The 13,177-nt window shown below is 59.1% G+C and carries 12 protein-coding genes; 5 read left to right on the top strand and 7 right to left on the bottom strand.

The features are described from left to right. Both IT41_RS21545 and IT41_RS20635 read left to right on the top strand, forming a co-directional pair. Nucleotides 1-240 (top strand): hypothetical protein (locus IT41_RS21545; RefSeq protein ID WP_231564708.1); only part of this gene is annotated, 240 nt, incomplete at its 5' end. Then, a complete protein-coding gene (locus tag IT41_RS20635; RefSeq protein WP_139221606.1) occupies nt 237-545 on the top strand; it encodes a hypothetical protein in 309 nt (102 codons plus the stop codon). The genes IT41_RS21545 and IT41_RS20635, both read left to right, overlap by 4 nt. Nucleotides 546-673: 128 nt before the next feature. Here IT41_RS20635 and IT41_RS07530 read toward each other — a convergent pair whose 3' ends face one another. From IT41_RS07530 to IT41_RS07520, 3 genes are all read right to left on the bottom strand, one after another. Continuing rightward, nucleotides 674-1,510 (bottom strand): protein NO VEIN domain-containing protein, encoded by an 837-nt coding sequence (locus IT41_RS07530; protein WP_036740009.1) that lies wholly within the window; start codon nt 1,508-1,510, stop codon nt 674-676. A 548-nt stretch (nt 1,511-2,058) separates the two neighbouring features. Then, nucleotides 2,059-4,374, bottom strand: a complete 2,316-nt coding sequence (locus IT41_RS07525) for an nSTAND3 domain-containing NTPase (RefSeq protein WP_036740008.1) — start codon at nt 4,372-4,374, stop codon at nt 2,059-2,061. Then, nucleotides 4,371-6,665 carry an AAA family ATPase gene (locus IT41_RS07520; protein WP_036740007.1) on the bottom strand — a complete coding sequence of 765 codons (2,295 nt, stop codon included), beginning with the start codon at nt 6,663-6,665 and terminating at the stop codon, nt 4,371-4,373. The genes IT41_RS07525 and IT41_RS07520 overlap by 4 nt, the downstream gene beginning before the upstream one ends. A gap of 375 nt (nt 6,666-7,040) precedes the next feature. On the opposite strand from IT41_RS07520, the gene IT41_RS07515 reads away from it, so the two are divergent. Together IT41_RS07515 and IT41_RS07510 are read left to right on the top strand one after the other, a co-directional pair. Then, nucleotides 7,041-9,143, top strand: a complete 2,103-nt coding sequence (locus IT41_RS07515) for a ParB/RepB/Spo0J family partition protein (protein WP_036740063.1) — start codon at nt 7,041-7,043, stop codon at nt 9,141-9,143. 183 nt (nt 9,144-9,326) lie between these two features. Beyond that, a complete protein-coding gene (locus IT41_RS07510) occupies nt 9,327-9,743 on the top strand; it encodes a hypothetical protein (protein WP_036740006.1) in 417 nt (138 codons plus the stop codon). Between the two features lie 21 nt (nt 9,744-9,764). Here IT41_RS07510 and IT41_RS20630 read toward each other — a convergent pair whose 3' ends face one another. Genes IT41_RS20630 through IT41_RS07495 form a run of 4 tightly spaced genes read right to left on the bottom strand, consistent with a single transcriptional unit; the run spans nt 9,765 to nt 11,822 of the window. Then, complete coding sequence (locus IT41_RS20630) at nt 9,765-9,989, bottom strand: hypothetical protein (RefSeq protein WP_139221607.1); 225 nt, start codon at nt 9,987-9,989, stop codon at nt 9,765-9,767. Next, on the bottom strand, nt 9,986-10,945 hold the full coding sequence (locus IT41_RS07505) for a hypothetical protein (protein ID WP_036740005.1): 960 nt from the start codon (nt 10,943-10,945) through the stop codon (nt 9,986-9,988). The genes IT41_RS20630 and IT41_RS07505 overlap by 4 nt, the downstream gene beginning before the upstream one ends. Nucleotides 10,946-10,962: 17 nt before the next feature. Beyond that, nucleotides 10,963-11,493 (bottom strand): GNAT family N-acetyltransferase, encoded by a 531-nt coding sequence (locus IT41_RS07500; protein WP_034827191.1) that lies wholly within the window; start codon nt 11,491-11,493, stop codon nt 10,963-10,965. Continuing rightward, on the bottom strand, nt 11,481-11,822 hold the full coding sequence (locus IT41_RS07495) for a type II toxin-antitoxin system TacA family antitoxin (protein WP_036740004.1): 342 nt from the start codon (nt 11,820-11,822) through the stop codon (nt 11,481-11,483). Before IT41_RS07495 ends, IT41_RS07500 begins: the two co-directional genes overlap by 13 nt. 789 nt (nt 11,823-12,611) lie before the next feature. Here IT41_RS07495 and IT41_RS07490 point away from each other — a divergent pair. Continuing rightward, nucleotides 12,612-12,929, top strand: coding sequence for a DUF736 domain-containing protein (locus IT41_RS07490; RefSeq protein ID WP_036740003.1), 318 nt, complete (start codon nt 12,612-12,614; stop codon nt 12,927-12,929). Nucleotides 12,930-13,177: the final 248 nt, after the last annotated feature.

The following is a 13,177-nucleotide window of genomic DNA, read 5'->3' as shown; positions in this document are numbered from 1 at the left end:
CTCAAAAATCCCATGTCAATCACTCCATATCTCCCCGACCGAATCCGTCAGGGCAACGTGTTCACATGGGTCAATTCTCAGTGGAAATTCGGGAGGCTACCGGGTCAATTCTCAGCGGAAATCAACAATTCAGCAATTTCAACACTAATAGAGCAGAATAACCTGCCGTGTTTCGACAATATTGACGTGACGTCGGTGATGACGAAGATGCGCGAATACAAGCTTAAGGAGCTACAATGAGTCTTTTAAAATCGCTTTTCTCTGCAAAAGCCCAACGAGCAACGGTATTTGAACATCTGATCGAAACACTTGCGCTAAAAAGTGACCATTGCGAGTGGATTAAAAAGATCTCTTTTGAGACGGCAACAAAATACATGAATGAGGCCGGCGCACGCGTCATCCAAACGGGAGCGCCCTATCCAGAGGAAAGCGTGCTCTACGAGGTCGTCGTAAACGGGCGAGCATACGGCGTCAGAACGTCACGCGACATGCAGCGAACGGGCATATTGCTTACGTCCATGTTCCGCGAAGAATTGGACCACTAATCGCCGTCAACTTTTCGTCCTTCATTCGATAGGCCAAAGTTGACGAAAGGGATTGCCATGGCGCGCTGAGCGTGGCCGTCGGTTCTTGCTGAGCCGTCGTATCTCCTGAAACAAACGCGTATGCCCAACTAGTGAAAACTCGCCTGAAAGGACGTCGCGGTCAGCGAGACATGCGCGTCCAGCGGCGGGTGCAGCTCAAACGCCTTCGGTTCGCGCGCGAAGTTCCAGAGTCGAAACAGGGACCATTCCGAGCGCCGCTCCTCGGCCACGGTCAGTTCGTTGCGGCTGATGTGGAAGGGTGTGCGTTCCCATCCATTCGTTGTTTTCACCTCGATCAGGCGCGGGCGGCCATCCGTCGCGAAGCTGGCGATATCGTAGCCGGCACCATCGCCATCCTCCTCCGACACCCACCGGACCTTGCGCGCAAGGTCGTCGCGGCCCGCTGATTTCAAGGCTGCACGTTCGTGCGCTAGGACGCGCTCCTCACCGGCACGGCCGAGGGCGCGGTTTCGCTCGTCTCTCGCCGCGACATCGAATTTGCGGGCGATGTGCAGCATCTGCTCCAGATCCTGCGGAGGCGGCTGATTCGACAACGTGGGCGGCGGCCCGATCCAGATCGGCCGTGCCTCCGCGAGGCCAGTCGGCGCTCCGGTACCCGAATGACGGCCGAGCCAAGCCGGGTTCAGCGCCAGCCAGCGCGCCACGGCATCCACCAGCGTCATCTGGAAATTGAAGGCAGGCTTGTAGCCCGGGATCCAGTCCTCACCCAGCCCCTTCAGCACGGCGCTGATGTTCTGGTGCTTGAACTCGACCGATCCCTCAGACCGATCATTCAACAGCGGCAGAAGCCCGCGCCGATGCTCGGCCTTGTTATAGGGACGACCAGAGACGTCGTCGGCCAGCATCGCGAAGTAATCCGCGACGATCAGGTCGTTCTCTTGATCTGTCCAGGCCCCGTTTGACATTGCGCCAGGCTAGGGGTGGAAACTGCGTTTGTCATCAGAGACTTCGCGCAAAACTCCCAAGTCATACTAACGACCACGCCGCCCGTGTCGCGTCGCCATCGGCTTTGAGACAAGCCGGAACCAGCGAAACACGGCCGCAATGCGATCCGGTCAGTTCGTTGAAATCTATGGGGGTTTTGAACCCGTCTCGCCGGGAGCGAGGGGCGGGTGAAAAGAGACGATGGGCGTTCGGAGACCGATTTCGCGCAGTCGGCCAGTCTCCGAAGGGCGGATGGTCCCTGCAAACCCCTTTGGCACATAAAGAAAAAGGCCCCGCGAGGGACCTGTTTTCGGGTTTGCAATGTGCAAGTGGCGGGGCACGCGGGATAGCGATGAGAACTACGTTTACTCTATAGCCCTCCATGACCCTCCAAAATAAAGCTGCCGTCACCCAAACGGAGATAGCGGTCTGATGCTCATTGCATAGGAGGTGCTCCACCCCTGGAAGAGGCGGTTTCCCTGCGAAGCGCCTGTACAACGACTGCATCAAACGGCACAGGCGCTCAGATTCACTTATCGACATCATCGAAAACTGAGCGGTTCGTGGTGGCGGTGGAAGGAGGAGACTCCTCTTTCTTCTGTGTCACGATATGAGTCCAGTCCGTCTCGTCTTCGGCTTCTTCATCGCGTTCCCGTTTCCGCTCCTCCAACGCTTCAACAGATCGCTTAACTTGATTCCGGGCGCCGACGATCAAGTCGGCGGTGTCGGTATCGACGCCGATCGTTTCTACACGATCCAACATGCCAAGTAATTTCTCAAAATGGCTTTCAGGCTCTTCGTCCAGGTCGGCGTCCGCGGTGATCTCCTCAATGCGGTCGTCGAGCGACGGAAAGATGGTTGTCCGTAGCGCCAAGCCTACGCCGACGAGACGTAGCAAGGGCATGAGTGCGAGCATGTCCTCCTCCTCGAAGAAGGACAGATCAAGGTCTGTGAGCGCAGCGGATTCGAGACGGTCTGCTGTCTCTAAGCGCAAATCACCCTGTAAGAGACCGAGGCGATGGGCTCGGGCATGGGCAGCAACCTGGGGATCGTTGCCAACGAGTTCCGTCTGCCAGCAGGAGCGACAAAGTAACCCCGGAAACTGCTGTATCGCTTTGGTGAATACCGCTTCGCTGGCGCGGTAAGAGAGGAAGTGGAATAGCAGCCAATTCCTATGCCATTCGTCGGGTGTGCGACCGAGCCGGCTGACTAAGGCGTCGTCAAGTGTGGCTGGAATAACGAGCGCATCTCGAACATGCGGCGAGTTCTCGCATATGAAGCTGCTGAGGATAGTATCGATGGTCGCGCCTCTAATAAGCGCCGCCATCATATGAGGCTTTTGCCGCAGGATTTCAGTCAGCGCATCGGATATCGTAGGATGTGCAAAGGTCCATTTGGACCCTGAGAGCTTGAGGAAAGACCCTGCTAACTCGGCGAAGCAATCCTGAATCTTGGTCAGGGTAAAGCCGGTAAGCTCCGCGACCGCCTGTGCAGCCGACGGATCATAATCGTTCGGATCGAAGCCGGCCTGATGCACGTAAACGAGGATCAACGCGGCCTGCAACTGATCGTCTAGGGCGTTGACGGTATCAATGAGATGCTCACGTGGCTCTTTCATGAAGCGGACAAGCGAGCTCTCGCGCGGTGTGAGGCCCTTTGTGAAGTTTGGATCGCCCAGCCGTTCGGCGATGCCCGGCAAGAAATCTGTAACCGCGGCCACGGCCGAAAGGTGGGGCTTGACACTCGAACGCCAGCTTTGGCTCTGCTCACCGAAATTGATATGATTATAGAGGATTTGCGACTTCTCTTCGAAGGTTAGATCGCCAACATCAACTACAGCGCTGCCATCGACGAATTGTGCAAGATTGCGTTGTCCGAGCCGACGCCGTGCTGCTTCGTAGATGTGTTTTCGTGAAGTCAGGAGAAAGCGATTACCATGCTTGATCACTGCCCGCAGTTTCGAAAAGGCGGATGCCCAGTCCTGAACGTAATCGTCGCGCAGCACGTTCGATCCGAAAGCGTCATCAATCCAAAAGAAACGACCTGGATCATTCGGGTTCCAACCAGTCTCGAAATCACGCGGGCTCGTGAGCGCTAGGACCGTGTTGTTGGGGTTTTCCGAGGCAATGGTCGATACAATCGCGCCGATCGCCGACTTACCGCTTGATGGGTTGCCGAGCAGGAGAACCACACCATGTTCGGAGATCGCATTGACAGCGTCACGATGCGCCTTCGTTGGCACATAGGTCCGCAACTTCGGAATCCAGCTATCGAGCAGCGCTCGGCTCTGCTCGCTAAGCCGCTCATCGACGATCGATGTAAGATCCCCCAATCCATAGACTTGGGGGACCAGGGCTCGCAATTTTGCGCTGCTCCTGATGGCTCGAACAATATACTGGCGACCGAGAATATGCGGCTTGCGCACACCGAGGGCACGTAGTTTGGTGCGCATCGCGGCCGCGACAGGCGCGTCTACGCTCATGTTGGTCATGAAGACATAAGTGTCTGCTTGGCCAGCTTTGACCAAATCTTCGACATGGTTGATCTCGGCAGTGAGATCGCCAACCTTCAATGCCTTGTTGGATTCAGACGTGTGTTTGCATTGGACAGTTCCAATCGGCGGCGCGTCGGGCTTCGCCGGAATGAGGAATACCGCGTCTTGGCCACCATCCTGCGCTTCGCGAAAGATTTCGACCGGACGCTCCAGCACCACCTCGCACACTTGGGAGCAAAGGTCCTGAAACGCGCGCCAGCCGATGGTATGTAGCGCCAAATCACTCCATGGGCCGTGAGCATGACGGTCACGGGGCGGTTTAGACACTGCCTGATCGTCGCCGGCCGTCATTCAGTGCTAACTCCACCGGCGGACGGGGAGAGCTCAACCAACGTCTCTGAACCCCGAATTTCGGGTGAATTATCGGGGCTAGGCTCCTCGATTGTCGCCTCTCCTCCCATCATCATCGCGTAGTGGGCGCCATGACTAGTTACTTCGAATATCTTTTTGAACACAGCAAGATAGCGGGCAACCGTCGTATCATCTGCTGCGAGATACAGGTCATCTGCAAAATTGTGTGAGCCGTCATTGATCCATGAAAACAAGGACGCACAGACTTGCTGGTCACGCCCTTCGAACTTCGCGATGACCGCGTCCTTGTCCATGTTTCCGAGGATGGTGAAATAGTGTTCTAGGATGCGTCGCAGGACGTTCTGAATCGTCAAATTTGAACGATCTGGGTTCTTCACTTCAGCCCAGAGAAGTTCATAAGATGTTCTGATCGGGTTGGCCTCATAGCCGTCAAGGACGGTGGCGCCGTCAACTTTTCGCACGACCCAAAACGTCTCATGCGTGCGCCGTGTGCTCTGCCGCTTCGGGTCAAACGACACTTCTTTATGGAAATAGATATTGTGGGTCAGCACGAAGATCTGCTTTATGCGGCCGTTACCTTCCACGGCTTCAGCCAGAATTCGCTTGATAAGAGAACTGACGATAAAGAGGACATCGCTGTCCAAGCTCGATACTGGATCATCGAAAACAACGATGCGGTCGATGTTTATCCCGCTCGCCGTAGTACTGCCTCGGATTAAATGATAGAAATATAAGAAGGTGATGAAGCTCTTCTCCCCTTCACTGAGGGTTTCTTGGGCATCACTGCCATCGTCCCGCACAATTCGGTAATACTGTTCCTTCTCGCCGGCTGTTGCCAGCTTGAAGCTTGTAAACCCGAATGATGAAAGGGTATTGTTTATCTCTGTAACAGTTGGTTGGACGCTAGTTACGCCTTTCTCCAGTTCAGCTAGGACGCCTTGTGCCGTGGCTAGTTCTTTCGCTTTGCCTTCAAGGCCGCTGGCAAGGCCCGCGATAGCCTTGTCGAGCCCTGCCTTTTCAGAGACGTATGAGTCAATGATGCCCTTTTTTTCGTCTATCAGGCACTTCCATATCTCGGACGTAAGCGCGCGACGTTCAGCGGTTAGATTATCGACCAAGCCATTGTGCTTCGTGGTTTCAGCATTCGCCCTTTCGATGAGCGCGGCGATTTCTTCAATTGCATCGTGGAGAGGTTCCAGCGTGATCGGCAGGCTAGCTTCCTTCCGTTTACGTTCGATATGACGCTGGTTCAGAGCAACGAGAGAACGGAGCCGCTCAGCCAAAGGGCGCAGGACTTCAACATCAATGTGCGGGCTGCCGGAAGTCAGCGCGGCATCAACTTCGTTCAGGAGCACGTCCGAAAGCGTCCTATATGCCTCTTCTATCCGCGCTATTTCACCGATGTCGGCAAGATAGGCTTCATCAAAGAAAGCGTTCAACTTTTCGAGCAGTTCCGCATCAAGCGCTCTCTGACAGAAGGGGCACGGCGATCCAGCCCCCTCAGCGAAATTAAGACCCTCGCGAACCCAGTCGCTATTGCCCAGGCGTCGAATAAGGCCGGCGATGTCGATATCTTCTTTTCCGACCACCTTCTTTGCAAGGACTGGACTCTCCTCGAAGGCCATTACCTCAGCACCATTGACGCTCGATAGCGTCGGCAATTTACCAACGCCTTCTGCAAAAACGGTGTCGGCGCGGGCCTTCAAGTCATCAACTGGGTGCACAGCGGCTTGATTTGCTCCGGCTTCCTCCAGAATCTTGTCACAGAATCGAGCGCGAGAATTGCGCACCCCAGCGAATGCCGCTTGGAAATTTCTGTCATGCGCTGTTTTTAATTTCCAACATTCTGCTTCGAAGTTGTCACGTAATACGCCGAGATCCCCATGCTTGCCGCTGGCCTCGGAGGGGTCGCCCAGCGTACCTTTCAGCGTAAAGATCTGCTTTTCAATTTCCTCCACCTTTGCTCGGGCCACTTCAATCTCAGTCAGCTTCTCAGCCGCGACTTCGCCAAGAGTGAAGATTCCGCGCAATTGCTGCGAAAAGTTCTGAGCAACGAAATCCCGGTTGTAGACAAGGGCTTCCAGAATACGATCGTCACGCCAAGCTACGGTGCAGGTTGGGTATAAAGCGGGATCTGCGATAATCCGTGATATCGTTGTTTTACCGGATCCATTGGTTCCAAAGAAATAGTTGACTGGCCGCAAGCCATTCAAAATTTGCGGAACATCGCCGTAGGTTGCGACTTTTGCAATTCGGATTTCTTCGATCACGATGCCCCCCTGGCAACATTACTATAAATACTTCATTGCTCCAGAGGAAAACCCTCAGCCTGCTCACAGGATCAATCATAGGCGGTTTGTCTCTATTCCACGACACCGAATTCTGCATGACTAAGCAAAAGAGAAGCAAGGCCGATTGCTTGGGGGCGCTGCCCCCTGGCGCGGCACAAGGGCGGCCGGGCGGTATCCCCAGCCTTCCGCGCGGATACATGCTGCACACCTTCGTCATGATGTCGATCCGCTTGTGCAGGCCGGGTGATCCCCCTCCGCCCGTCCGCCCTTGCACCTTGCACCCCCCGGTCTCGCCGACGGGCAGGGTTGCAGCGCAGCGCTGCGCTCCAACCCAAGCCCATGAAAGGAAAGACCATGACGACCAAGACACAGACCCCGACCGTTCCCGAACATGGCGAAACGGTTTTCATCCCGCTCACCAAGCTCAAGAGGCACCCACAGAACGCTCGGAAGACCCCGCACAGCGAAGCGTCCATCGAGGCGAAGGCGGCGAGCATCGCCGCCAAGGGCATCCTGCAAAATCTGGTGGTGGAGCCGGAACTTGACGCGGAGGGCGAGCCGACCGGCTGCTATCTGGTGAGTGTCGGCGAAGGCCGCAGGCTGGCGCAGTTGCTGCGCGCCAAGCGCAAGGAGATCAAGCGGACCGAGCCGATCCGCTGCGTCATCGACACGGCGAACGACCCTGCCGAGATCAGCCTTGACGAGAACGTGACCCGCGAAGACCTGCACCCCGCCGACCAGTTCGAGCGCTTCCGCGAGCTTGCCGAAATGCGCGGATGGGGCGCGGAGGAAATCGCCGCCCGCTTCGGCGTCACCGCCCATGTGGTGAAGCAGCGGCTTCGCCTCGGCGCGGTCAGCCCCAAGCTGATGCAGGTCTATCGTGACGGCGATCTGACGTTGGATCAGTTGATGGCCTTCGCCATCACCGAGGACCATGCCCGACAGGAACAGGTTTACGAACACCTGTCCTACAACCGCGAGCCGTGGATCATTCGCCGCGACCTGACGGCGAGCAACGTGGCGGCAACCGACCGGCGCGCAATCCTTGTCGGGGCGGAAGCCTATTCGGAGGCGGGCGGCACCATCATCCGCGACCTGTTCACCGAGGATCGCGGCGGCTTCTACGAGGATGCCGCGTTGCTCGACCGACTGGCCCTCGACAAGCTGGAAGGCATCGCGGCGCAGGTGCAGGAGGCCGAGGGATGGAAATGGGTTTCGGCCCATATCGACTGGCCCCACGCCCACGGCCTGCGCCGCAGCTATCCGCAGCCGGTGGAGCTTTCGGAGGAAGACGAAACCGCCTACGACGCCGCGCAGGAGGAACTTGAACGTCTGTCGGCGGAATGGGAGGACGCGGACGTGGACCTGCCGCCGGAAGTGGATCAGCGTTTCGCGGAGCTTGAAGCCGAGATCGAGCGGATCGACGGCAAGCGTCATGCCTATGAAGCCGACGAGATCGCGCGCGGTGGCGTGTTCGTGGTTCTGAACCATGACGGAGAAGCCCGCATCGAGCGCGGGTTCATCCGGCCCGAAGACGAAGCCCCGGAACCGGAGGAACCCGAAGCGGAGGATGGCAGCACCGTTATCGACGGGGTGCGCGTCAATGGTGATGGCGAAATCGTGGACGGCGACGAACATGATTGTGACGGCCATCCCGTTTCCGACCACGGGCCGGAGGACGAGGACGCGGAGGAAGACGGCAAGCCGCTGTCGGACGCGCTCGTTCGCGACCTGACCGCGCATCGCACCCTTGCCCTGCGTCTCGCCCTTGGCGAGCAGCCGGACATGGCCTTGATCGCCGTCACCCATGCGCTCGCCGCACAGACCTTCTATCGCGGCGGCGGGGATGCCCATTGCCTCGAAATTCGCCCGACGAGCAGCTACCTCGCCAGCCACGCGGACGGGATCGAGGACACGGCGGCGGCGAAGGCGTTGGAGGATCGCCATGCCGGATGGGCGGCGGACATGCCGCGCGACGTGGCGGAGCTTTGGGGCTTCATCGCCGGACTGGACCATGCCAGCGTCATGGCCCTGTTCGCCCATTGCGCTTCGCTGACCGTCAATGCCGTCAAGCAGCCGTGGGAAACCCACAAGCGCCATGCCCTCGCCACCGCAGACAGGCTGGCGACGGCGGTGGCGCTCGACATGACGGCGCACTGGACGCCCACGGTTCGGGCCTATCTCGGGCGCGTCACCAAGGCGCAAATCCTCGCCGCCGTGCGTGACGCCCTTGGCGACGAGGCGGCGGACCAGATCGCGGACAGGAAGAAGCCGGAAATGGCGGAAGCCGCCGAGCAGCTTCTGGCCGGAACCGGTTGGCTGCCGCCCGTGCTGCGTACCGGACGGCCCGCATGGCTGGCCGACGAGCGGCAGGAAGCCCCCGCCACCGGGGACATGCCGGAGGCCGAGAGCGCCGAGGCTACGGAGGATGAGGCTTTCCCCGTCGCAGCGGAATGAAAGGCAGGTCGGGATCGCGCAAGCGGTCCCGGTCTTCCACCCCCAAAAATCGCGGCCGCGCGGCTTCCCCGCGCGGCCGGATGACCTCGACAGATCGGAACGATAACGGCACCATAAAGATGCGCAGCGACGGTGTTGACGACTGCGCGAAAGGCGGTGCTGCAAAGTCAAAGGAACAAGATCATGGTCGCCGTCATGTTCATGAGCGTTGCGTTGATCGCGCTTCTCTGCGTTCTCGCCTATACGCTCGCCATCTACGCGCTGCCCTTTTTCGTCGGGCTGGCCGCCGCGCAATTCGCCTACCAGACCGGCTCCGGCCTGATCGGCGCGGGACTGGTCGGGCTGTTCTCGGCCGGCGTCGCCTTTGGCATCCTGGCGGTGCTGTTCGAGACGATCCGCACCCCCGTCATCCGCCTGATCGTGGCGCTTGTCTTCGCCGCGCCCGCCGCCGTCGCGGGCTATGCGCTGGTCCATGGCATCACCAAGGAAGCCGTGCCGTCCGAAATCTGGCGGCAAATCTTCTGCATCGTCGGGGGCGGATGCGTCGGCATCGCGGCATGGATGCGCCTGGCGGCTGGTGTCGGCCAGCCCTCGGGTTAGCCGTGTCGCGCGATGCTGATCCTACCTTCGCCAGTTCTGTTTGAATTCATCGTCAAACCACATCTCCATGTCATAAGAGACGGAGGTGGTGGTGCGGAAATCAAGGTAAGATGAATAATTCTGCTGGACCCATGACAGGAAGCTGCCGAAGCTCAACTGGTCTGCCGGAGCGGACGAAAAGCCACATTCTTTCCGCCATTGATGGCACAAATGCCGGACAGCCTGTTCGCATTCAGCTTTTTTCACGCGTGGTCCCCGTTTGCCGCGAAGATCACGATTTCAGGCTCCCAACCGGCAGGAAGCTCCGGTGGACTCACCGAGTCCAGATCGAGGCGGATAAACGACTTGAGAATCGACTGAAACGTGTCCGTATCCCGCGCCCAGTGAATGACACCATCGAAATCTTTGGCGAGCTTGTGCGTCAAGTCGAGTGAAGACCGCCGATTGACCCCAACAGGACTGTCCACCTGCACGATGGCGATCCTGTCGCCGCCAACCCATCGCACGATGTTTTCAGGGAGTTCATGCGCATAGTTGCGACGGCCATCCCAAACGGCGGTTCTGATGACTTTTCCGGCAGGAGTTCCAACCCGGAATATCCATGGCGAGTCTTCCTGCGTGACACCGGATGCTGGATAGAATCTGGGCGGCGGCGGTCGATTGAGCATCGCAGCTTTTTGTTCGCGTATCTTGCGCCGCTGCGCTTCGGTCAATCGGCCAAGCAAAGCGCCGCTTGGATCGAACTGACGGATATGTTTCGAGTAGGAAACTTCAGCGGTGCCCGCATCGTAAACATCTGAATTCGGGAAGGTGAACAATAATACCTGCCCCGTGAAGCTGCGCAGATGCCGCATCACGATGTCCCATGCGATGTCATCGTGAACGATAGGCACAATGTGAAGTGCGGCTCCCGGCGCTTCCATCGACAGTCTTTCGATGACGGCGATACCAACAGCACTGAAGGATTCTCCGTCACCGAGGCAGAATCCGACATGGAAGGTCCGCTCACCAACCACTGCTCTGAACGCGCGCAATATGACCTGCGTCGTGTCCGGTATTGTATCATCACCTGTCAGTTCGCGAATGCGTGCCCCGTCAATCTCCATCGCAGGCGGCAGAACGTGGAGATCTATCGTGCCGTTGTAGCGATCAGAATCCGGCCAGGCAGCCCGTTCTTGCTTCTTTCGCTTGGCTTCACCCATCGCGTTTCTCCCAAACTTTAGCTAAAAGCCGCGACCACGGTTTCGATAGGCAGGAACAGCGTCCGGCTGTCTTCGGGGTATTCGACGAACTCGGCACAGCGCAGATAGAAGCGTTTGGCCGCTTCATCCTTCGCCTGGACCATCACGGCCCCGATACCAATGCTTTGCGAAGCCAGCGCAATCCGGCGCAGCGCGTCCGCCAAAAGGTCCGCGCCGAGACCCTTTCCGGCGTGGTCGAGGTCAACGGCCAGCCGGCCGACGACCGAGACCGGAATCTGGTCGGGCGCGTTGCGCCGCACCTTTCCGGGAGCCGCACCACGTTCGACTGACCCGGCCGAAATGCAAAAGTAACCGACGACCTGATTGCCCACGCACACGACATAGGTGCGCGAAAACCGGCTTTCGTTCTTCAAGGCGCGGTGGCGCAGCCAGTCGTTCAACGCGGGCTCACCGCAGTCGAATGCCGAAAGGTCATGCTCTGCCGTCAGAGGAACTGGAGCAGACAGTGGCAATTCGGGATGGTCGGGCGTGTCGTCTATTTCTGCCATGCCGGGGTCCGGCGCAGCAGGGCCTTGAGCTTCGGCCCCGGCGCGGGCGGATTGTCGAGCGCCTGCATGAAGGCGTCGTAGCGCTCAGGGTCGAGCGTGAACAGGCGCTGGTCGAGCAGCACGTCGACCGCTTGCCGCCGGGCGCTTTCCACCATGAACTCGGTGCGTGTCTTGCCGAGCACAGCCGCCGCATCGTCGATAAGCTGGCGCGTGCCGGTCTCGATCCGCAGATTGATGCTGCCCTTGGTGTCAGCCGTAGAGGCACGACCTGCAACCGCGGTGGTCGCAGAACGGGCAGATTCCGAAGGGGCGATACGAGCTTTGGTCATGATCGCAATATGAGTGCGCGTATCCACAATGTCAATACGGCAGGAGGAAGGGAAGACTCGGGCGTTGCCCTTCGGGCCGGGCTTTCGGCTACGCCGGAACCACGCCTATGGCGCGTTTCCGCCATTCGGCTTCAATCCCTAACGCAAGCGGGCGGCGGCGGCCAATTCGCGGCAGTTCCACCCGGATAAACGGGAGCAATCCGCGATGTCGATCACGGTCGCCGTTGCGGCAGGCCCATGAGGTTCGGCTTTCCATCCACTCCAAACGGCAGGCGGATCAGCGCCGGGAAAGCCCAGACCATCCACCTGGCCGAGCATGGCGCAACGCCCCGCAAGCGATCTTTCGGCCAAACCGGACACGACAGCATCGGCGAAGGTCAGACGAGACCACACCCGCAGGCCCACGCTGGCGACAGCGCGAATTGGCCTTGCCGGTCGGATCAGGGAAAACCGCAGCCAATAAACCCGCGTAGAGTCCCCGATTCCGGCGAGGCACAGGACGGCCGCCATTGCCGTATTCCACGCGATTTCCTGTTATGGGCGCTCCATTCGCGTCCTCGATTTGGCAAGGTCTGACCGAAGACCGGCTTCGCCTCGCTCGTCTTCCCGCAACGTCCGTCGCCAGCTTTTTTCCGCCGCCTTTGGCTTTGCAGCGCGAAACAAAAAAGCTGTCGCCGGCCGCCTTCCACGATGTTCCAGCCCCAAGGGGTGCGGGGCCGACCGTCTCCGGTCTCACGACCGCCATCGAGGTCGCAATGGTGCGGCCCGACAGGAAAAAGGAATACGACAATGGCGACCATCGGCACCTTCACCAAGAACGAGAACGGCGCGGGCTTCACCGGCGCGGTCAAGACCCTGACCCTCAACGTCAAGGCCAAGTTCACCGCCACCGAGAGCGACAGCGAGCGCGGCCCCGACTTCCGCATCTTCGCCGGAGCCACCGAGTTCGGTGCGGCCTGGAAGAAGATCGCCCGCGAGACGCAGCGCGAATACCTCAGCGTCAAGCTGGACGATCCGAGCTTCCCGGCACCGATCTACGCCAGCCTGGTCGAAGCCGAGGACGGAAAGTCCCACAACCTCATCTGGTCCCGCCGCAACGGCGACTGAGACCGAAGCCCCAGACTGCCCCGCTCATCCGAGCGGGGCTTCTTTTTTGCTCATGGCCGCCGTCTCTCAAGGAACAAGGAGATCGGGATAGGCAGCTTTCCGGTTTTCAGGCTTTGCGTATCCCGATCAGATCTTATCCCCCGGCCGCCGCTTCGCTTTGGTCGGGCCGGATGCTTGGGGGCGCTGCCCCCTGGCGCGGCACAAGGGCGGCCGGGCGGTATCCCCGACCTTCCGCGCGGATACATGCT

This window comes from Paracoccus halophilus (assembly GCF_000763905.1).
Lineage (GTDB): Bacteria > Pseudomonadota > Alphaproteobacteria > Rhodobacterales > Rhodobacteraceae > Paracoccus > Paracoccus halophilus.
Note: the sequence above shows the minus strand (reverse complement) of the source record. Positions and strands in the feature narration are given on the sequence as shown.